The organism is Alishewanella sp. BS5-314 (assembly GCF_025377695.1).
In the GTDB taxonomy this organism is placed as follows: Bacteria; Pseudomonadota; Gammaproteobacteria; order Enterobacterales; family Alteromonadaceae; genus Alishewanella; species Alishewanella aestuarii.
Genome location: NZ_JACEHJ010000002.1, coordinates 1,988,980 through 2,010,764, shown reverse-complemented (window position 1 = coordinate 2,010,764; position 21,785 = coordinate 1,988,980). Strand labels below are relative to the sequence as shown.

The 21,785-nt window shown below is 52.4% G+C and carries 18 protein-coding genes; 14 read left to right on the top strand and 4 right to left on the bottom strand.

Features of this window, described 5'->3' with window-relative positions:
• The first annotated feature begins 64 nt into the window (after positions 1–64).
• From H1D31_RS13870 to phoR, 3 genes are all read left to right on the top strand, one after another.
• Positions 65–1,102, top strand: a complete 1,038-nt coding sequence (locus H1D31_RS13870; RefSeq protein WP_261259392.1) for a porin — start codon at positions 65–67, stop codon at positions 1,100–1,102.
• Positions 1,103–1,276: 174 nt separating this feature from the next.
• Positions 1,277–1,963 carry a phosphate regulon transcriptional regulator PhoB gene (gene phoB, locus H1D31_RS13865; protein ID WP_065954621.1) on the top strand — a complete coding sequence of 229 codons (687 nt, stop codon included), beginning with the start codon at positions 1,277–1,279 and terminating at the stop codon, positions 1,961–1,963.
• A 6-nt stretch (positions 1,964–1,969) separates the two neighbouring features.
• Entirely contained in the window at positions 1,970–3,307 is a 1,338-nt protein-coding gene (gene phoR / locus H1D31_RS13860) for a phosphate regulon sensor histidine kinase PhoR (protein WP_008607011.1), read from the top strand.
• On the opposite strand, the gene H1D31_RS13855 is transcribed toward phoR, so the two are convergent.
• From H1D31_RS13855 to H1D31_RS13840, 4 genes are all read right to left on the bottom strand, one after another.
• Positions 3,294–3,908, bottom strand: a complete 615-nt coding sequence (locus tag H1D31_RS13855) for a DNA-3-methyladenine glycosylase I (protein ID WP_261259388.1) — start codon at positions 3,906–3,908, stop codon at positions 3,294–3,296. The two genes, phoR and H1D31_RS13855, sit on opposite strands and share 14 nt — an antisense overlap.
• Positions 3,908–5,461 carry an exopolyphosphatase gene (locus tag H1D31_RS13850; RefSeq protein ID WP_141686127.1) on the bottom strand — a complete coding sequence of 518 codons (1,554 nt, stop codon included), beginning with the start codon at positions 5,459–5,461 and terminating at the stop codon, positions 3,908–3,910. The genes H1D31_RS13855 and H1D31_RS13850 overlap by 1 nt, the downstream gene beginning before the upstream one ends.
• A complete protein-coding gene (ppk1, locus tag H1D31_RS13845) occupies positions 5,458–7,590 on the bottom strand; it encodes a polyphosphate kinase 1 (protein WP_008607018.1) in 2,133 nt (710 codons plus the stop codon). The genes H1D31_RS13850 and ppk1 overlap by 4 nt, the downstream gene beginning before the upstream one ends.
• Before the next feature lie 88 nt (positions 7,591–7,678).
• On the bottom strand, positions 7,679–8,176 hold the full coding sequence (locus tag H1D31_RS13840; RefSeq protein WP_008607019.1) for a glycine cleavage system protein R: 498 nt from the start codon (positions 8,174–8,176) through the stop codon (positions 7,679–7,681).
• 161 nt (positions 8,177–8,337) lie between these two features.
• Between H1D31_RS13840 and H1D31_RS13835 the strand changes: the two genes are divergently transcribed.
• From H1D31_RS13835 to secD, 11 genes are all read left to right on the top strand, one after another.
• Positions 8,338–9,312, top strand: a complete 975-nt coding sequence (locus H1D31_RS13835; protein ID WP_008951184.1) for a PstS family phosphate ABC transporter substrate-binding protein — start codon at positions 8,338–8,340, stop codon at positions 9,310–9,312.
• Positions 9,309–11,144 carry an ABC transporter permease subunit gene (locus H1D31_RS13830; RefSeq protein WP_261259385.1) on the top strand — a complete coding sequence of 612 codons (1,836 nt, stop codon included), beginning with the start codon at positions 9,309–9,311 and terminating at the stop codon, positions 11,142–11,144. Before H1D31_RS13835 ends, H1D31_RS13830 begins: the two co-directional genes overlap by 4 nt.
• Complete coding sequence (gene pstA, locus H1D31_RS13825; RefSeq protein ID WP_008607024.1) at positions 11,141–12,493, top strand: phosphate ABC transporter permease PstA; 1,353 nt, start codon at positions 11,141–11,143, stop codon at positions 12,491–12,493. Before H1D31_RS13830 ends, pstA begins: the two co-directional genes overlap by 4 nt.
• Before the next feature lie 42 nt (positions 12,494–12,535).
• Positions 12,536–13,285, top strand: a complete 750-nt coding sequence (gene pstB, locus H1D31_RS13820; protein WP_261259384.1) for a phosphate ABC transporter ATP-binding protein PstB — start codon at positions 12,536–12,538, stop codon at positions 13,283–13,285.
• A 40-nt stretch (positions 13,286–13,325) separates the two neighbouring features.
• Entirely contained in the window at positions 13,326–14,039 is a 714-nt protein-coding gene (phoU, locus tag H1D31_RS13815) for a phosphate signaling complex protein PhoU (RefSeq protein ID WP_261259383.1), read from the top strand.
• Between the two features lie 220 nt (positions 14,040–14,259).
• Positions 14,260–16,008, top strand: coding sequence for a Na/Pi cotransporter family protein (locus tag H1D31_RS13810; RefSeq protein WP_261259382.1), 1,749 nt, complete (start codon positions 14,260–14,262; stop codon positions 16,006–16,008).
• A 171-nt stretch (positions 16,009–16,179) separates the two neighbouring features.
• Positions 16,180–17,097 (top strand): hydrogen peroxide-inducible genes activator, encoded by a 918-nt coding sequence (locus H1D31_RS13805; protein ID WP_008607034.1) that lies wholly within the window; start codon positions 16,180–16,182, stop codon positions 17,095–17,097.
• 128 nt (positions 17,098–17,225) lie between these two features.
• Positions 17,226–18,251 (top strand): tRNA preQ1(34) S-adenosylmethionine ribosyltransferase-isomerase QueA, encoded by a 1,026-nt coding sequence (queA, locus tag H1D31_RS13800; RefSeq protein ID WP_008951188.1) that lies wholly within the window; start codon positions 17,226–17,228, stop codon positions 18,249–18,251.
• Positions 18,252–18,356: 105 nt separating this feature from the next.
• Positions 18,357–19,487 carry a tRNA guanosine(34) transglycosylase Tgt gene (tgt, locus tag H1D31_RS13795; RefSeq protein ID WP_261259381.1) on the top strand — a complete coding sequence of 377 codons (1,131 nt, stop codon included), beginning with the start codon at positions 18,357–18,359 and terminating at the stop codon, positions 19,485–19,487.
• 26 nt (positions 19,488–19,513) lie between these two features.
• The gene (yajC, locus tag H1D31_RS13790) at positions 19,514–19,849 is read left to right on the top strand and encodes a preprotein translocase subunit YajC (RefSeq protein ID WP_008607039.1); all 336 of its coding nucleotides are present in this window, start codon (positions 19,514–19,516) and stop codon (positions 19,847–19,849) included.
• A gap of 72 nt (positions 19,850–19,921) precedes the next feature.
• Positions 19,922–21,778, top strand: coding sequence for a protein translocase subunit SecD (secD, locus tag H1D31_RS13785; protein ID WP_261259380.1), 1,857 nt, complete (start codon positions 19,922–19,924; stop codon positions 21,776–21,778).
• Positions 21,779–21,785 lie beyond the last annotated feature (7 nt).

Below are 21,785 nucleotides of genomic sequence, written 5' to 3'. Positions count from 1 at the left end.
TCTTTGTTACTGATAATAAGTCCCGTGTTCAGCATACCAATAAAAAGCTAATCAGGAGAGTTCCATGAAAACCATCAAATTAAGTTTAGTTGCCGCCGCACTGTGTTCAGTAATGGCGACCCCAGCTCTGGCTAACACGGTACAGATCTATGGCCGCGCTCACCTGTCAGTTGATTCACTGGATAACGGTGTAGACAGCGGTACTAACGTATCAAGCAACTCCAGCCGTTTAGGTTTCCGTGCCAAGCATGAGCTGGATGGCGGTTTAGAAGCCTTTATGCAAATTGAACAGAATATCCGTTTTGACGAAGGTTCAGGGAACTGGGCTTCACGCGATTCTTTCGTCGGCTTAAAAGGCGGTTTTGGTACTGTACGTATCGGTCAGTTTGACACCCCACTGAAAAACGTGCGTGGTAAAGTTGATATGTTCGGTGACCGCGTAGGTGATATCCGTAACCTGACCCGTACTTCTACTTCAGGCTCTACCAACGCTAACATCGGTAACGTCTTTGACGAGCGTTACAGAAACGGCGTGGCCTATACTTCACCAAAATTTGGTGACTTCGTATTTGATTTCCACTACACGCCACATAACAACTCTGGGGCTACGGTAGACAATATCCAGGAATCTTACAGCATGTCAGTAGCCTATGAAGTGAAAGGCTTCTACGCTGCTGTCGCTTACGAGACCTTTGAAGGTGCTAACGGTTTAGATCCAAACGCAGTTCGCGTTGGTCTGTACTATGACCTGACCTCAGATCTGCGCGTTTCAGGTTTATACCAAACTGCCAGCGATGTACCAGGCGGTGATCGCAATGTTTACGGTCTGGGTACCAGCTACAAGATGGGTGATTACACTCTGCGTGGCCAGTACTATGTTGCCGGTAAGAATGACGTAACCGAATCAGGTGCCAATATGTTTGTGTTTGGTGTGGATCGTAACTTCGGTCGTGCTTTAACCCTGTATGCAGCTTACGCGGTGACGTCAAATGACGACAATGCAAACTTCCGCGTTACTGCCGGCGGCCGTGATACCCAGCTGAATACTGTTACTGGTCAGGACGCTAAAGCGCTGTCACTGGGCGTAGTATACAATTTCTAATCTGCTGTTCCCTGGTGTTATCTTACCCCGCCGTTGGCGGGGTTTTTTTGTTTATAGGCAGCAGATAACTATTGATTATTCAGCTGTTTCTGGCGGCTTTATTCGCGGTTTTCATAAAACTGTCATATTATGCTTTGATAATAGGGCAAAGTTTTATTAACAGGCTAGCGAACTATGTCAAGACGAATACTGGTTGTTGAAGATGAAGCCCCAATCCGCGATATGCTGTGTTTTGTGCTTGAGCAAAACGGCTATCAGCCCTATACCGCCGACAGCTTTGATGCGGCAATCAATCAATTGGTTGAACCCTATCCTGATTTAATCTTACTAGACTGGATGTTGCCTGGCGGCAGTGGTATCCAGATCGCCAAGAAAATTAAGCAACACGACGTGACCCGTAATATACCGATTATAATGATCACTGCCCGTGGCGAAGAAGAAGATAAGGTGCGCGGTCTGGAAGTGGGCGCTGATGATTATGTGACCAAACCTTTCTCACCGAAAGAGCTGATGGCGCGGATTAAAGCTGTGATCCGCCGCGTGGCGCCGACCAGTCTGGACGATGTGATAGAAGTGCAAGGACTGCGCCTGGATCCGATTTCACATCGGGTTAGTGCTGCCGATCAGGCACTGGATATGGGGCCAACAGAATTCCGCTTGCTACATTTCTTTATGACCCATCCGGAACGGGTTTACAGCCGCGAGCAATTATTGGATCATGTCTGGGGTACCAATGTCTACGTTGAGGATCGGACCGTTGATGTGCATATCCGCCGCTTACGTAAAGCCATTTCGCCCAGCGGCCATGACCGGCTGGTGCAAACGGTACGCGGCTCTGGTTACCGCTTCTCTGCGAAGTAATCTCTGATGCGCCTGTTGCTGTCAAAGCGACAGATCCTGGCCAAGGTGTCGCTGTATTATGGTGCAGCCGCCTTTGCCGGCCTGTTGTTTGGTCATCTGTTATTGGCGTTGTTGCTAATGACCCTCGGCCACCTGCTGTGGCAATACAAACATATCTTTCTGCTTGATAAGTGGCTGTGGCGCGATCGTAAACTGACGCCACCGGCTGGTGATGGCAGCTGGCAGCAAATCTTCGACGGCATTTATTTCCAGCAGCGGCGGGAGCGGCGTAAACGCAAAGAATTACGTACTCTGGTACGGCGCTTTCGTGATGGCGCGGAAGCACTGCCGGAGGCCGTGGTGGTGCTGAATGAAGACTGGAATATTATCTGGTGTAATAAGTTAGCTCAGCTGCTGGTTGGTCTGCGTTGGCCGAGCGACGAAGGGCAGCGGATTGATAACCTGATCCGCTCACCGGAGTTTCATCAGTATCTGAAACAGCGTAACTTTCAGCAGCCGCTGGAAGTGATGTCACCGACCACGTCCAGCATTATGCTGGAATGTAAAATGATGCCGTATGGCAAGGCGCAGTTTCTGTTGATTGTCCGCGATATTACCCAGCTGAAGCAGCTGGAACAGATCCGCAAAGACTTTGTTGCCAATGTCTCGCACGAATTGCGTACGCCGCTGACGGTGCTGCAAGGTTATCTGGAAATGATGGATGGCAGTGCCCAGCCGGCTGCGCCGATCTGGCAAAAGGCCCATGGCGTGATGCTGGAACAAACCCGGCGCATGGATAGTCTGGTGCAGCAACTATTGACGCTGTCACGGATTGAAGCCGCGGCCCGGGTGCAATTTGATCAGGAAGTGGATGTACCGGCGATGCTGGCTCTGATCCAGCAGGAAGCTGAGACGCTAAACCGCGACAAACAACATAGCCTGCAGTTTGAGATTGATCCTGAGCTTAAAGTGACCGGTGCGCCAGAGGAGCTACGCAGTGCGTTCTCAAATCTGGTCACCAATGCCATTAAATATACGCCGCCGGGCGGCGTGATCCAGGTTAGCTGGCAGCGTGATGGCCAGCGCGCACTCTTCACTGTCACCGATAATGGCGAAGGCATAGCGCCGCAGCATTTAAAACGCTTAACGGAACGCTTTTATCGCGTTGATCAGGCGCGGGCGCGCAATACCGGCGGTACCGGCCTTGGCTTATCGATTGTCAAACATGTGTTATCGCGCCATAACAGCCAGCTGCTGATTTTCTCTGAACCCGGCCAAGGCAGTACCTTTTCCTTTGCCTTGCCACCCGAACTGGTGCTGGGTGCTCAGACGCCGAAAAAGCGCGCTAAGTTTAAGGTGAAGTAAGGCCGAGGGCTGAGCGCAGGTCCAGACTAGCGACCTGTTGTATCAGCTGCGGGTAGCGGAAACAATCAATACTGTGGTCGTTGACCATACCACAGGCCTGCATATGGGCGTAAATAATGGTCGAGCCAACAAACTTAAAGCCGCGGCGTTTTAAATCTGCGCTAAACGCATCGGACTCGGCCGTGCGGGCCGGGTAATCGGCCAGGGTCTGGCGTTGATTCAGCAGCGGCTGGTAATTGACAAATTGCCACTGATAACGGGCAAAGCTGCCAAACTCCTGTTGCACTTCCAGAAAACGGGCGGCGTTATTGATAGCGGCGGCAATTTTTAGGCGGTTACGGATTAAGCCCGGGTTTTGCAATAAACGCGCGGCGTCCTGTTCAGTAAAGGCCGCAACTTGCACCGGATCAAAACCCGCAAAGGCCTGACGGTAATGTTGCCGCTTCTTTAGTACCGTATACCAACTCAGACCGGCCTGGGCTGCTTCCAGCGTCAGATATTCGAACAATTTATTATCATCAAGTACGGGCACGCCCCATTCCGTATCATGGTAGGCGACATAGTCTGCTTTACTCTGGTCCAGCCAGGGGCAGCGGCACATCAGACCGCGTCCTGATTGAGCTGAGCATCGTTCAGATCCTGCAACGCCGGGATGTCCAGTTTAAAGGCAATTTTCTTCAGGCTTTTCTGCTCCTGCTGCAGATCGGCTGCCAGCACGGTTTGTTGTTGCAACCAACTCAACGGCAGCTGCAGTTGCAGTGACTGTACCCGGGCGCTGGCCTGTAATTCGGGTAAAAACTCATCCCGGCGTTTCTGATTCAGCAGCACCGCCAAACGCAGCAGCACCAGCAGGTTTATCACCAGCGGCAATTCGTACAGGCTGAAGTAGGGGATTTCATCAGCCCGGATTTTCCGGCGGTGAAAGCGCACCAGACAGGCCAACAATTGTTGCTGTTCCTGGTTAAAGCCGGGCAGGTTAGCATTTTGCAGAATATAGGCCGAGTGTTTCTGCACACCAGAGGAGTTAATCTGTAAGCCAATTTCGTACACTGTGGCGGCAAAGCCGAGTAGTAGCGCAGCTTCGTCGGTCAGTTGCCAGCTGTCTTTTACCTGTGCCAGCAGCTGCAAGGCGGTCTGTTTTACCCGCTCGGCCTGCGCCTGATCGATTGCATAGCGCTGCACCAGGCTCTGGATACTTTGCTCGCGGATATCCAGATGCTGCAACCTATCGGTCATTTCATACAGCACGCCTTCGCGCAGAGCGGCATCGACATAAACCAGTTGCTCAATTTGCAACATTTGGAAGGCGGCGATCAGGATACTTAAGCCGGAGCAGATTAACAGCTTACGATCTTCGGTTAGGCCGGTAAGCTGTAGTTCATCACAGCTGTCAAATTTTAGCAGATAGTCTTTTAGCTGTAACAGCTGTGTCAGCTCCAGCGGTCCCTGACTCCAGCCCAGCCCGACCACAATATCGCGAATGGTTTTAATGGTGCCAGAGGTACCCACTGCTTGCTGCCAACCGCTGGCGCGGAAGCTGCTGACAATAGGTTCTAATTCCTGCTCGGCCTGGACGATAGCGCGCTGAAAACGGCGGCTGCTGATTTTACCGGCACCGAAATGGGTTTTGGCATAGCTGACACAGCCCATATTGCGACTGGCCAGCCGTAATGGCTGACTACCTTCACCAATCGCAAATTCAGTACTGCCGCCACCGATATCCATCACCAGCCGCTTGCCATCGAAATGTTCAAAATGGGCTACACCCTGATAGATAAAGCGGGCTTCTTCCTGCCCGGAAATCACTTCGATAGGAAACGGAAATAAGGTTTTGGCGCGGCGTAAAAAAGTTGCTGCATTCTTCGCCCGGCGCAGAGTATAGGTTGCGATGACCCGCACCGATTGCGGCGCGAAGGGTTGCAGCGTATCGGCAAATTGCCGTAATACCGTCAGGCCGCGTTCAATGGCCTCTTCACTTAGGACCAGATCGTCGTTTAAACCTTCGGCCAGTTGTACCTTTTGTTTTTCACGATGTAGCAGTTGAATATCGCCCTGCACTATGCGGGCGATCACCATATGAAAGCTGTTCGAGCCCAGGTCCACTGCCGCCATATAGGCACTGGCGGCGTTGTCCTGTTGTGGGGTGGTTATCAAAATTCCGGATCTGCCTGTTGCTGCGTCAGTTGGCTCTGGCTGGCAAAGAATTCGTAAATACTTTGCTGCGAACGGATGTTCCGTTTATTGCCACGCTTGACGTATGGATTGCTTTGCTTAGCATCAATAATACGGGCTTTCACGTTATCCCGCCACTGAATATCCAGCGTGGTCAGTACGGTTTGTTTGATTTTCGCATCCAGGATCGGTACTCCCACTTCCACCCGCTGGTCGATATTCCGGGTCATCCAGTCGGCAGATGAGATATAAAGATCAGTATCACCGCCATTGTGAAATACATAAACCCGGGCGTGTTCCAGAAAGCGGTCGAGGATACTCAGTACCTTAATATTCTGACTCTTACCCGGAATACCAGGTACCAGTGAGCACATGCCGCGGATAATCATCCGGATTTTTACCCCAGCCTGACTGGCTTTATACAGTAACTGTACGATGTCTTCGTCTACCAGGTTATTGACCTTCAGAAAGATTTCAGCTTTGCGGCCGCTGACGGCAAAGTCGATTTCGCGCTGGATCAGCTGTTGTAGCTTGGGCCGGCTCCAGGTGGGCGAGACAATCAGATGGTTAAACACAAAGGGCCGGTACGAGTACTGGATAAACTCAAATACCTGCTCAATTTCGGCGGTGATGTCAGGATGACAGGTAAAGAGGCTCATATCGGTATAGATACGGGCGGTTTTCTCGTTAAAATTACCGCTGCCAATATGGCCATAGCGCACCGGTTTGCCTTTTTCCAGCCGGGTAATTAAGCAAATCTTGGAGTGAATTTTCAGCGTGGTCTGGCCGAAGATCACTTCAATACCGGCATCGGTCATCTTACGTGCCCAGTTGATATTGTTTTCTTCGTCAAAGCGCGCTTTCAGCTCGACCACCACGGTGACCTTTTTACCGTTGCGCACCGCGTCCAGTAAGGCATGGATCACCCGCGATTGTTTGGCGACCCGGTACATAGTAATGCGGATATGGGTCACCTTAGGGTCGAACGAAGCCTGGCGTACCCACTCAGTAAAATAGCCAAAGCTGTGGTACGGGTAATACAACAGGATATCGCTGTTACGAATGGCATCGAAGGTGGTTGGGTGCTGTTCAAAGTCCGGGCTGGGTAAAGGCGGTAGCGGCGGAAACTCCATACTCTGGTGTCCCAGATTCGGAAAGCCGATAAAGTCTTTAAAGTTGCGGTAGCGGCTACCGGCGATCAGCGCATCCATTGAGCCGGTGCCCAGCTGTTTGGTCAGCACTTTCAGCATCTGTTCTGGCATGGCGGCATCGTACACCAGGCGGGTCGGTTCTGACTTCAGCCGTTGTCGGATCCCTTTGGACATCTTGTCGATTAAGCTTTGGTCCAGCGTATCACTAATATTGTATTCCGCATCCCGTGTCAGCTTCAGCGAGAAGGCGCAAATACTGTCAAACTCAAAGAAACCCTGGAATAAATCGGCGACACAATGGTTGATTATATCGTCCAGCAGCAAAATCTGGCGCCGGTAGTGACCGTTTTTCTTGCGCGTATTCAAATGCAGTGGCAGTTCAATAAAGCGTGATACTTCATCGGTTGGTACCTGCACTATCGCATATTCCGGTTTGTGGCTACCGGTCATTTCCACCATCAGATAGGTGGTGTTATCTTCCAGAATTTTACCCAGGGAGGCGTCGGTGCTGGAGAGAATGATAGGTGAGATATGCTTCTTGACTTCATTATTAAAAAAGGCGCGCACCCAGGCCGATTGCAGCTCCGTTAACTTACTGTCGTCAATCAGCTCAATATTGTGCTTGCGCAGCTCCAGCTGGATATCGAGATAGATTTTATTAAACTGCTTACCCAGTTGCAGCACCTGGTTTTGGATTTCTAACAACAGCTGCTCAGCATCTTCGTGCTCGTAGGTTTGGTATTTTTTCAGCAGGATACGGCGTTTAACATCTGCTACCCGCACCCGGAAAAACTCATCAAGGTTATTGGAGTAAATACCCAGAAAACGCAAACGTTCAATCGGTGGATTGCGGGTGTCGGCAGCTTCCTGTAACACCCGGCCGTTAAACGCCAGCCAACTGAGTTCGCGCGGAAACAGCGGATACTCAAGTGCCGCTGTTTGTGGTGAGGACGATTCCATATAGTGTGCTCCTGCTTACTGCCTGGAATTCACTCTATGTCAGTTTTATGACAGAGCGATGACAGGGCATTCCTGTAGCGCGGTTTTTTTACTCCAGATCGACAACGATATCAGTAGCAATGGCTTCCAGCGCGGCCGTCACTTCATCCCGCTCGATACCAGCCGGTAGCTGAATGGTGGCGAGCGCATGAAATAATGGCGAGCCCCAATTGGGCGCACTTTGTTTGCTGCTTTCAAAGGCAACAATATTGGCACCTTTATGGCTAAGAATGGTCGATAGCTCTCTGACAATGCCGGGGCGATCATTGCCGGTAATCACAAAACGTAACTGCTGACCTTTATCCAGAGTACTGTCTTCGCCTTGCTGCACCCGGATATCCAGATCTTTGATGCCTGCCAACGCCGAGGTTAGGGTATCAAGATCCTGCTCGGCGACTTCAATCTGCACTATACCGGCAAAAAAGCCCGCCAGATGGCTCAGGTTACTGGCCATCCAGTTGCCTTTATGTTCATTAATTACGCGCGATAACTGTTCAACTAAGCCGGCTTTATCTTTACCGATAATGGTGAGTACCAACTGCTTCATACTGCTTCCTCTGAATGACAACGCCTTTGTTCCTGATTGTTGTATAGAGTGTAGCGGCAACTTTTTGTTTTTAAAGTCGGATGTGAATTTTTATTTACTGCTCTAGGTGGTTTTTGCGCTCTGGGGTAAGATAAGGCGACTTTTGGAGCAGATATTCTAAGATGGCTGTTTTTCAGATTATATCGCGTGGGCTAATCCGCTGTGGCTTGCTGCTGGCGTCAGTTGCTTGCCTGGCTGGCGACGACCTGAGCGAGCCTGCCGCTCCTGCTGCTGCGCCGCTTAGCGGCACCCTGTCCAGTGCCGGTTCAGATACGCTGCATAATATGATGATGATCTGGCGCCGTCACTTCGTTGCTCGTCATCCGCAACTGAATTTGCAAATTCAGAGCAGTGGCTCTGCGACCGCCGCTGTCGCGCTCAGTGAAGGCACTGCCAGTCTGGGGCCGATGAGCCGTCTGATGATCCCTGCTGAACTGGCCCGCTTTGAACGCCGCTTTGGCTATTTGCCAACCGCAGTGCCGGTGGCGCTGGATATGCTGGCCATCTATGTGCATCAGGACAATCCGCTAAACAGCATTAGTATGGCGCAGCTGGAAGGGATCTATGCCAAAAATGGCTGGTGTGCCGCAACGCCGCCCATTCTGAACTGGCAACAGCTCGGTTTAAGTGGTGTCTGGCAGCAACGGCCAGTGGTGGCTTATGGCCGTAACCAGGCGTCGGGAACCTACACTTTTTTCCGCCAGCAAGTGCTGTGTGACGGCGATTTCCGCTCTCAGGTTCAGCAATTGCCAGGGGCTGCGGCTGTAGTGCGGGCAGTGAGTCAGAGCATAAATGCCATTGGCTACTCGGGAGTGGGGCAACAGATCGCCGGGGTAAAATGGCTGGCTGTGCGCCCAACAACTGAAGATGCCGCGGTGTTACCGCTGGCCGAACATGCTGCCTCCGGTGCTTACCCGCTGGCGCGTATGCTGTATATTTACCTGAACAAGGCGCCCGACAAAGCCCTGCCAGCGGCAGAGCGCGAATTCTTACGCTTTGTATTATCCACAGAGGGCCAGGCCCTGCTGGCAACGGAAGGCATGGTGCCGGTGCCATCCTCAGTGCTGGCGTCGATCCGGCAGGAGCTGGAACTATGACGCGCCAGAACTCGCCAATACCAGCGCAGGACAATCGATTAACCACCAATAAGCAGCGGGCTAACCGCCGGCGTTGGTTGGACCGACTCTGGTATTTGCTGATCACCAGCGCTGGCAGTAGTGTTATCGTTGCCTTACTGGCGATCTTCTTTTATCTGGGTTCAGAAGTGCTGCCACTGTTTAAACCGGTCAGCGTCAGTACGCCGCAGGCGCTAGCCGAACCGCTGCCGGTGGCAACGACGCCCAAGGTGGTGCTGCCGGATCACGCCCTGTTGCCGGAGTTTGAACCGGTTTTTGTGTTATCTGAGCCGCAGCAGCGCTATCTGCTGTTAGCCGCCCGTCATGGCGAAGCCTGCCTGCTGGATCGGACGCGAGCGGAGCAAGGCTGCCTGCAGCGCTTAAGTCTGACCGATCGCACTGTCGATCTGACCGCTTTAGTCTGGTTGGCCGGCCAGCGCAGTTTGATCAGTGGCGACAGCAGTGGCCAGCTAAAACAGTGGTTTTTATTACCAGATCAGCAGGGGCAGTTACGTTTAAGCTGGGTTAAACCATTTAGCCGCCGCGCTGCCGCTATCCAGACCATCGCTGCCGAGCAGGGGCGCAGTGGTTTTGCGGTACTGGATAGCGCCGGTAATCTGAGTTTGTTCTATGCCAATCTGACTAAGCCGTTATGGCAGGGCCCGGCTGCAGTAGACACCCAGCCAGGTGAGCTGCATTTTTTACCCGGCAATCAGCGCCTGCTGTTCAGTAACGCCAGCGGGCAACAACAGTGGCTTATCGATAACCGGCACCCGGAGATCTCCTGGCGCACCTTGTGGCAGCAAGTATGGTATGAGGGCTGGCAGCAACCGGAATATGTGTGGCAAACCGGCAGTGCCAGTGCCGCGGTACAAGGTAAATACTCACTGGTACCTTTGACACTGGGGACCCTTAAGGCCGCCTTTTATGCGATGTTGGTGGCGGTGCCACTGGCGGTGCTGGCTGCGCTTTACACCTGCTGCTTTTTACCTGAACCACTGCGCAGCCGGCTAAGTCAGCTGATTGAGTTGCTGGCGTTGTTTCCAACGGTAATTATTGGCTTTTTGGCGGCGATCTGGCTGGCTCCGGCGCTGGAGCAACATTTACTGGCGTTACTTTGCTTTTTTGGCTTGCTGCCGCTGCTGGTATTTGGTTTAAGCTGGCTCTGGCCCAGGTTGCCGCTGTCATTACAAAAATTACCGGGCAGCGGCTGGGAATTACTGTTGCTACTGGCGTTACTGGCAGCGGTTGGCTTGCTGGCGCTATATTTGGGGCATACGCTGCAGCTGAGTCTGTTTGATGGCAGTTTCCGTTTTTGGCTAAACAGCCAGGGCATTGATTATCAGCAACGTAATGCGCTTCTGGTTGGCTTGGCGATGGGATTGGCGGTGATGCCGCTGGTTTACAGCGTTTGCTTTGATGTGATGAGCCAGATCCCGCGTTCATTGACGCTGGGCGCTTCAGCTCTCGGTGCCACGCCGTGGCAAATTATTCAGCGGGTGATCCTGCCGCTGTCGGTGCCCGGTATTCTGGCGGCAGTGATGTTGGGCTTAAGTCGGGCCATTGGCGAGACCATGATTATTCTGATGGCAACCGGTAATACGCCGATTACTAATTTTAATCTGTTTGAAGGGCTGCGCAGTCTGACCGCGGCGCTGACCATCGAGCTACCGGAAGCCGCAGTGGATAGCAGCCATTACCGGGTGCTGTTTCTGGTTGCTATCCTGCTGTTTGTGTTTACCTTTACCGCTAACACTCTGGCCGATTTGCTTCGGCAGCGACTGCGGCGAAACTTTCAGAGGCTAGACGGATGACCAAACCGCGGCTACACACCAACGCCTGGTTCTGGCTGTCAGCACTCACCAGTGCCCTGATTCTGCTGCTGGTACTGTTATTGTCCTGGCTGATGCTACAGCGTGGGTTGGGACTATTCTGGCCACAGGATTTGGTGCAATTCCGTTATCAGCAAGCTGGCGAAAACCGGCTGATTGCCGGTGAGGTGATTAGCCGGCAGCAGGTGTCGGTTGCGCAATTGGCCGCTGCTGGTTTGGATGCCAGCGCGCCGGCAGAGCGAATTCTGGTAAGACAAGGCTATTTACCGTCAGGGCAGGGCGGCTATCGTTGGTTCTGGCAGGCGCAGATTTCCGAATGGCAGCAACCGCCGCAACTGACCCTGGTGCGGGAGCAGCAGTTGGGGGATCTGTATGCGTTGCAGCTGGCAGCGACGGCCGACGGTTACCAGTTGCTGCTGGCCGATGGGCATCAGCTTAATGTCGCGGCCAACCAGCTGCTGTTACTGCTGCCGACTAATCAGCTTAGTTGGCCGGCCAAGCTAAAGCTTTATCTTAAGCAGTGGTGGCAATTCTTAAGCACTGAACCACGGGAAGCAAACAGCGCCGGTGGTATCCTGCCGGCGATAGTGGGCACTGTGCTGTCGGTACTGTTGATGGCACTGCTGGTAGCACCTATCGGCATTATGGCCGGCATCTATTTGCATGAGTATGCCCGCGATAGCCGGCTGGTACGTTTGGTCCGGCTCAGCGTACATAATCTGGCCGGCGTACCCTCAGTGGTGTTTGGTGTCTTTGGCCTGGGATTTTTTGTCTATGTACTCGGTGGCAGTATTGATAAGTTGTTTTATGCCGGGCAGTTGCCACAACCAACCTTTGGCTCCCCCGGCTTACTTTGGGTGTCTTTGACTTTGGCGCTGCTAACCTTACCGGTAGTCATCGTCGCCACTGAAGAAGGTTTATCCCGGATCCCGCAAAGTTTGCGGCTGGGTGGCTATGCGCTGGGTGCAACCAAAGCTGAGGTGTTATACAAACTGATCTTGCCTCAGGCTCGGCCGGCGATGCTAACCGGCTTGATCCTGGCAGTATCGCGGGCGGCCGGCGAGGTTGCGCCGCTGATCTTTGTCGGGGTCGTGAAGTATGCACCGGTATTACCGGTTTCTGCCAGCTGGCCCTATTTGCATCTGGAGCAACAGATTATGACCTTGGGCTTCCAGATTTACGATGTGGGTTTGCAGAGTTCGAACGCGGATGCGGCTGAGCCCAGAGTGTTTGCAATTGCGCTGGTGTTACTGCTGCTGATCGGCGCGCTTAATCTGCTGGCAATGCGCTTACGCCGTCACTATCGGCAGTTACAGCAGCGCTCGTCATAAAACTGTAATGATTGCTTGTTAAACTCTGAACAGGAGTGGGTTGTGAAAATTTCGGTGCAGGATTTATCAGTCAGGCTGGCTGGAAAAGTGGTATTGGACCAGGTCAACCTGCAGATCCCGACTCATAAGGTGACAGCACTGATTGGTCCGTCCGGTTGTGGCAAGTCAAGTTTATTGCGCAGTTTTAATCGCATGAACGAGTTGCTGGATGACACGGAAACCCTGGGTGAAGTCTGGCTGGATCAGTTAAATATCTACCAGGACGGCATAGACCTGGCTGAGTTACGGCGCCGGGTCGGCATAGTGTTTCAAAAGCCGAATCCGTTTCCGCAGTCCGTGTATGAAAATGTCGCCTTTGGTTTACGCTTGCAAGGGGTGAATAGCCCGCGGCAACTGGACGAGTTGGTCGAGGCGGCATTGGTGAAAGCGGCCTTATGGCAGGAAGTAAAAGATCGGCTCTATGAAAATGCGCTGACTTTATCGGGTGGCCAGCAGCAACGGTTGGTGATCGCCCGGGCTATCGCCATCGAGCCGGAGGTGTTACTGCTGGATGAACCGGCATCGGCACTGGATCCGATTTCAACACTGAAAATTGAAGAACTGATCTACGAACTGAAACAACACTACACTATAGTGATAGTGACTCATAATATGCAGCAGGCAGCGCGGGTGTCCGATTTTACTGCCTTTATGAATATGGGGCGGGTGGTGGAGTTTGATGCCACCAATAAGATTTTTACCGATCCGCAGCAAGCGCAAACGGAAGATTATATCACCGGCCGCTTTGGTTAAAGCGTTACCGGGTCAAGCAGACCACAAGGGGATGATACACATGGATAAACTGAACTTATCAAAGCACATTTCCAGCCAGTTTAACGAAGAACTGGAGCAGATCCGTAACCATGTGATGTCAATGGGTGGTCTGATTGAGCGGCAGTTATTTGATGCGCTGAACGCCATCGCCAATGGCGACAGCGACCTGGCTCAGGAAGTGATGGCCAACGATTTGAAAGTGGATGACTGGGAAATTCAGATTGACAAAGAATGTACCCGGATGATTGCGAAACGCCAGCCGGCGGCCAGTGATCTGCGTTTAATTATGTCGATTTTAAAAAGCATCTCTGATCTGGAGCGGATCGGCGATGAAACCAAACGTATTGCTAAGGTTGCCTTAGAATCCTTTAACAGCGATCAGCAGGATTTGCTGGTAAATCTGGAAAATATGGGGCGCCATGTTGGGCAGATGTTACACGATGTGCTGGATGCCTTCGCCCGGATGGACGTGGAAGCGGCGTTAGCGGTGCACAAGGAAGATAAGAAAATTGACCGCGAATATGAGGCTATCACCCGGCAGCTGATGACCTATATGATTGAAGATCCGCGCTCAATTCCAAAAGTGATGAACGTATTGTGGTCAGCACGCTCGCTGGAGCGGATCGGTGATCGCTGCAAGAACTTAGCTGAATACATTATCTTCTTTGTTAAAGGTAAGGTAGTGCGTCATGTCAGCCACGAGAAGCTGGAAGAGCAGTTACGTAGCGAATAAAGCGGCTGTCGAGTTCAAAATATAAAGCCTTAAGCTGCTAAAGCTTAAGGCTTTTTTGTTATACCTCTAATATTTCAGTTATATTTCATTCTTATTACAGCTGGCTTTGAGTATAATGCGCGGCGAAACACAACCTTGCAAAACGTGGTTCCCGCTAACTGAAAAGCTCCTGTCTGAGCAAGAGACTTTCAGTTGTCTGGCACTGCTCAGGGCATAATTTATGAATTATTCGTTTTTTGATTTCCTGCAACTTATTGGTTCGTTAGGGATTTTTATCTTCGGCATGAAGATTTTCAGCGAAGGCTTGCAGAAAATCGCCGGTAATCGTTTAAAAGGAATTTTAAGTGGTATGACCCGCACCCGCCTGACCGGCGTGGTAACAGGTTTTGCCACCACCGCTATTACACAGTCCTCAACGACTACCACCGTGATGGCGGTGACCTTTGTTAACGCGGGTTTACTGACCTTTGTGCAGTCTACCGGTGTAATAATGGGGGCCAATATCGGTACTACCATTACCGCCTGGATGGTGGCGCTGTTTGGCTTTAAATTTAAAATCACCACCATCGCGGTAGCGGTAATCGGCGTCTTTTTCGCCTTTTTATTCTCGAAAAATAACCGTTTACGTAATATCGCTGAGGCGATGGTCGGGTTTGGTATTCTGTTTATCGGCCTGGATTTTATCAAGGGCGCGGTACCGGATATTAACAGCAATCCGGAAATCTTCGCCTTTCTAGACGCCTTTACTAACTATGGTTACTGGTCGCTGATCCTGTTTGTGTTTGTCGGGACTATCCTGACGCTGCTGACACAGTCGTCATCAGCAGCCACCGCCATAACACTGGTGATGGTATTTGAAGGCTGGATTTCCTTCCCGATCGCCGCTGCAATGATTTTGGGTGAAAATATCGGGACTACGGTTACCGCTAATATCGCGGCCCTGGTCGGTAACGTTCATGCCAAAAGAGCCGCCCGCTTCCACTTTTTCTTTAATGTGGTCGGTGTGTTATGGATGATGGCACTGATTTATCCGGTGTTACATGCGATTGATTTTACTGTGCAGTACTTTACCGAAAATCCGGTATCGCTAATAGCTGGAGGGGCCGAGAGTCGGGCGAATGCTACCTTAGGTCTGTCATTATTCCATACCTCCTTTAATGTGCTGAATGTCATTATCCTGTTTGCCTTTATTCCATATCTGGTGCGCTTTGTGGAGTATATCCAGCCGGATCGGGGTGGCAAGGATGAAGAGTTTCACCTGCAATATATCAGTGCCGGTGTGATGACTTCGCCAGGCCTGGCGATTACTCAGGCACAAAAAGAGATCCAGCAGTTTGCTGCGGTGATTGACAAGATGCACGACTCGGTGACCGAGCTGTTGTTTGATCCCACTGCCGATAAGCCGAAACTGATTGAAAAAGTGCGCAAATATGAAGATGCCACTGACGTACTGGAAATTGAGATTTCGGATTATTTAGTGCGGGTCAGTGAGCATACTAACCTGGAACACTGGATGACCGAGCGCATTCGCTTTATGCAGACGGCGATCAATGATATGGAACGGGTAGCCGATATCTATTATCAGGTAGCGAAACTCTGCGAGCGGATGGTTGAAACCGAATCGGTATGGCCTGAAGCAGCGACGGCTGAAATGCAGCAGATGATGCAGGCATTAAAAGCGGCGATCACCACGATGCAGGATAATGTGGCCAGAGATCCGGCCGCAGTTAGCATGAAAGACGCTCTGCTACGTGAAGATGCTATTGATAAGTACCGCGACCAGTTCCGCGATAATCATTACCTGCGGCTGGAGCAGGGCGATTATGCACCGCGGGCCGGCGTGATCTTTATCGATATGCTAAACCGGCTGGAGCGGATCGGTGACCATATTCTGAATGTCAACGAGTCGGCTTCTGGCCGTCGTTTAAAGGCCTTACGGATCGAGGGCGCTGCGCCGCTAAAAAGCTAAGCTTGGTTGTCAGCAATGCATCCTCACAGGAGCGCCTTAGGGCGCTTCTGTTATTTCAGCTGCCCGACGTTACACCAGCGTTGTACCTGATTCCTCTTGCCTCTGTTGGCTAATTGCCGTATTTTAATCGCAATAATCTCTGAATTAGCAACTTACTAATCGGAATATCGCATGAAACGCCTGCCTAGTATTAAACAGCTGCAGTATTTGCTGGCACTGCATGAGCATCAGCATTTTGGCCGCGCTGCCGACGCCTGCTATATCGGACAGTCCACCTTAAGTGCTGCTATTGCTAATCTGGAAGAAACCATGGATGCGCAATTGCTGGAGCGGGACCATAAAACCTTTATTTTTACCCCGCTGGGTGAGGATGTGGTGCGTCAGGCGCGGCATATTATCGAGCAGTGCGAAGAGCTGGCAGATTTTGCCCGCTCTCAGGGGAAGCCGATGACCGGACCGTTCCGGCTGGGGTGTATCCCGACTATCGCGCCCTTTGTGCTGGGCGAAGTGATGACGCTGTGTCGCGAGCGCTATCCCCAGCTGCAGCTGTTACTGCGCGAGGATACCTCGGATAATTCCTTGCATGCGTTAAGTGAAGGCCGGCTGGATATGGTGCTATTAGCGCTGCCGTATGAAACCGGTGCCCTGCATACTGAAGTACTGGCACAGGATCAGTTTAATCTGGTACTACACCGTGACTGGCAGGACCGTGGCTTTAATCAGGATATTAACCAGTGGCCGGATGAAAGTATTTTCCTGCTGGAGCGTGAACACTGTTTAACCGGGCATGCGGTAAAGGCCTGTGAGCTGGAAGATAGCCGCAAGGTGAATCCGTTCTTTGCCACCAGCCTGCATACGCTGACCCAGATGGTGAATAACAAACTTGGCGTCACCTTTATGCCACAGATGGCGATTAACAGTGGTGTACTGGAAGGCACCGAACTGATTAGTCAGCCGGCCGCAACCGGCAATGCCTACCGTGATATTGGCGTAGCCTGGCGACCGACCTCCAGTAAGGCGCGCAGTTACCAGCTAATGACAGCCCTGATCGCCGAAGTGCTGCAAAGCAAATGCCGCGAAGGCAAGTAAACAAGCAGCAAACGTCAACATGCCCTAAGCTTAAACCTCGGCCGGCATAACGCAAAAACGCGCTGCCGCACGGTAATTCTGCTACCATAGCGCCCGCCGGATTGGCCGGTAAAGCCAGAGAGTGCACTATGTTAGTAAAAGATTTTAGTTTCGAGCTGCCAGAGCAGCTGATCGCCAGTGAACCCCAAGCCGAACGTTCTGCCAGCCGCCTGCTCTGTATGAATAAGCACAGCGGGGCGCTGTCACATCACATTTTTAAAGATATTCTGGCGCTGCTAAACCCGGGCGATCTGCTGGTGTTTAATAATACCCGCGTGATCCCGGCGCGACTGTTTGGCCAGAAAGCCTCGGGTGGCAAGGTGGAAGTTTTAGTTGAGCGGATGTTGTCTGGTCCACGTTTTCTGGCGCATATCCGCGCCAGCAAGGCGCCCAAAGTTGGCACTGAGCTGATACTGGAAAATGACGCCCGGGTAACGATGGTGGCGCGGCATGACAGTTTGTTTGAACTGGAATACCAGTCAGTAGAGCCGGTTTTGACTATGCTGGAGCGGCTGGGTCATATGCCGTTACCGCCTTATATTGCGCGACCGGATACCGAAGCGGATAAGGCACGCTATCAAACGGTATATAACCAAAAGCCCGGTGCTGTGGCGGCGCCGACTGCCGGGTTACATTTTGACGAGCCGCTGCTGGCAGCGTTACAGCAAAAAGGTATCGAATTTGCGTACGTGACCTTGCACGTCGGGGCTGGCACCTTTCAACCGGTGCGGGTTGATAGCGTGACCGAGCATAAGATGCACAGCGAATATTTTGAGGTTGAGCAGCAGGTGGTGGATGCCATTGCTGCCTGTAAGGCTCGTGGTAACCGGGTGGTGGCAGTCGGCACCACTTCAGTACGCTCGCTGGAGTCAGCAGCGATGCAACATGGCGGCATCCTCGCCCCTTATAGCGGCGATACCGCGATCTTTATCTACCCCGGCTATCAGTTTAAGGTGGTGGATGCGTTAATCACCAATTTCCACCTGCCGGAATCAACGCTGATTATGCTGGTCTCTGCATTTAGCCAGCGCGAACATATTATGGCGGCTTATCAGACGGCGATCGCCGAGCGGTATCGCTTTTACTCCTATGGCGATGCCATGTTTATCAGTTAGCACGCGTCTTCTGGTATACTGCAACACCGGGCGGTGGCGTTGTGCTGCCGGCCCTAACAGAGTAGCTAAGGCCGGACTGTTTTTCCGGCCAGAAGAGGTTAGAACGTGAAATTTGAACTGCTGGCAACTGATGGCAAAGCCCGTCGCGGCCAATTGATTTTTGAGCGGGGTGTGGTGGATACGCCGGCCTTTATGCCGGTAGGGACCTACGGCACGGTAAAAGGTATGACGCCGGAAGAGCTGGATGCGACCGGCGCCCAAATCTGTCTGGGCAACACCTTCCATCTGATGCTGCGTCCGGGTACCGAGATTATCCGTAAGCACGGCGATCTGCATGACTTTATGCACTGGCATAAGCCTATCCTGACCGATTCGGGCGGTTTTCAGGTATTTAGCCTGGGCGAGCTGAGAAAAATTACCGAAGAGGGTGTGAAGTTCCGCTCACCGCTTAACGGCGAAAAAATTATGCTGACGCCGGAGCGCTCAATGGAAGTGCAGCGCGCGCTTGGCTCCGATATCGTGATGATTTTTGACGAATGTACGCCCTATCCGGCGACTGAGCCGCAGGCGCGTAAGTCGATGGAGTTATCATTACGCTGGGCCAAACGCTCGAAAGAGGCGCATTGCGATAACCCGTCAGCCTTGTTTGGTATTATTCAGGGCGGCATGTATCCACACCTGCGCGATATTTCGCTGCAAGGCCTGGAAGAGATTGGCTTCGATGGCTACGCCATTGGTGGCCTGTCAGTGGGTGAGCCGAAAGCCGATATGATCAATATCCTGAATCACACCACCGACAAGATGCCGGCACATAAGCCACGCTATCTGATGGGCGTGGGTAAGCCGGAGGATATTGTTGAGGCGGTACGCCGCGGCGTGGACATGTTTGATTGTGTGATGCCAACCCGTAATGCCCGTAACGGCCATCTGTTTGTGTCTGACGGAGTGGTCAAGATCCGTAACGCCAAGCACAAGGACGATACGGCGCCACTGGATAAAGAATGTGATTGCTACACTTGTAAAAATTATTCCCGTGCATATTTACACCATCTGGACCGTTGCAACGAGATCCTGGGCGCACGGCTGAATACCATTCATAACCTGCACCATTATCAGAAGCTGATGCAGGGATTGCGGGCAGCTATTGCCGCTGGTAAGTTGGACGACTTTGTGGCAGATTTCTATGCCAAACGCGGCCTGCCGGTACCGGCGCTGGCCGACGATACAAACCAATAACGCATTACAATACTAAGGGGATACAAATGAGTTTATTTATTAGCCAGGCTTATGCTGACACTGCAGCCGCACCTCAGGGTGGTGGTTGGGATCTGATCATTATGCTGCTGGCCTTTGGTCTGATCTTTTACTTCCTGATCTACCGGCCACAAGCCAAGCGGGTAAAGGAACATCGTAACCTGATGTCTGCTTTGGGCAAAGGTGATGAAGTGCTGACGCAGGGTGGTTTAGTCGGCCGTATTACCAAGATTGCCGAAGACAAGGATTTTATTGCCATTGCGCTGAATGACAGCACTGAAGTGACAGTGCAAAAGTCAGCGGTAGCGGCGGTATTACCCAAAGGCACCTTAAAGTCACTGTAAGACAGCACTGCAGCCACTGCCCGGCACTGGCTGCAGCGCTGAGTTGCGCTTCGGATAGATAAGGAATTTTTAGTGTTAAACCAAAACCCGCTCTGGCGGTACCTCCTGGTCGTAGGGGTGCTGCTGTTGGCACTGGTGTATGCCATGCCAAACTTATACCCGGAAGATCCGGCGCTGAATATTAATGCGACCCGTGGTGGTGCCGTATCAGAAACCACCCGGCAGCAGTTAGAGCAATCTTTTGTAAGTGCAGGCATTACGCCCAAAGCTGTGACCCTGGAAGCCGGGCAGGTATTGGCCCGTTTTGCCAGCGCGGAAGATCAGTTGCGCGCCCGTCAGGTTGCCACTGAGCTACTGGGCAATGTTAATTATGTGACGGCGTTAAACCTGGTGCCGACTACGCCGGATTGGCTGGCGGCTATCGGTGCCAGCCCAATGAAGCTGGGCCTGGACTTACGCGGTGGTGTGCATTTTCTGATGGCGGTCGATATGAAGGCCGCGCTGGACAAGAATATCAACGATCTGACGCAGGCGTTTCGTGCCGATTTACGTGAGGCCCGGGTGCGTTATCGCTCGGTCACCGCTGACACTGAACGGGGGCAAGTACAAATTTTGCTGCGCTCGGCCGAAGATGTTGCCGCTGCCCGTGCAGCGCTGGCGCGTTTGGACCGTGAGTATGTGTTTACCGATGGTGCGGCTGAGTTTAGCCTGAATGTGAGCCTGAGTGAAAACCGCATCCGTGAAATCCGCGAATACGCGCTGAATCAGAATATTACTATTATCCGCAACCGGGTAAATGAAATCGGTGTCGCTGAGCCGCTGGTACAGCGTCAGGGTGCGGATCGCATTATCGTGCAGCTACCCGGCGTACAAGACCCGGCGCAAGCGAAAGAAATTCTCGGGGCAACCGCTACGCTGGAGTTTCGCTTAGTGGATGACCAGGGCGATTTAGCGGCAGCGCTAAATGGCCGCCTGCCACCAGGCTCAAGCCTGTATTACGATCGCAATGGTCAGCCATATTTGCTGGAAAACCGCATTATGCTTACCGGCGAGCATATCACTAACGCCAGTTCCAGTTACGACGAATATGGTCAGCCGCAGGTTAATATTTCACTGGATGCTCAGGGCGGTAACCAGCTGTCACAAGCGACCCGTGATTCGATTGGCCGGCGCATGGCCACAGTCTTTATCGAATATAAGCCGGGTGAAGAGCTGCAGGCAGACGGTACCCCGGTGCTGATCAAGCAGGAAGAAGTGATTAACGCGGCGACTATTCAGGCCCGCCTGGGTCGTAGTTTCCGTATTACCGGTATTGGTAACCCGGCCGAAGCACAGAATCTGGCGCTGTTACTACGCGCCGGTGCGCTGATTGCACCAACTCAGATTATTGAAGAACGCACCATAGGTCCAAGCCTGGGGCAGGAAAATATCGATCTGGGTATGACCGCCATTATGTGGGGTATGGTGGTCGTGTTAGTGTTTATGGTGATCTACTACAAGGTGTTTGGTCTGATTGCCAACGTCGCACTGGTCGCGAACCTGGTGTTAATCGTCGGTGTTATGTCGATGATCCCCGGGGCCACGCTAACCTTACCGGGTATGGCAGGTATCGTATTAACAGTGGGGATGGCGGTTGATGCCAACGTGCTAATCTTTGAGCGGATCCGGGAAGAGCTGGCAGAAGGCCGCTCGGTGCAGCAGGCGATCCATCAGGGTTACGACCGGGCCTTCGCGACTATCGCTGACTCTAACATTACCACCTTGCTGGTCGCGCTGATCCTGTTCGGTATCGGTACCGGCCCGGTGAAAGGTTTTGCTATTACGCTGGCCATCGGTATTTTAACCTCAATCTTCACCGCTGTAGTGGGTACCCGCTTACTGGTGAATCTGTTCTGGGGCGGCCGTCGTGTACAGTCGTTGCCGATGTAAGGAGGCA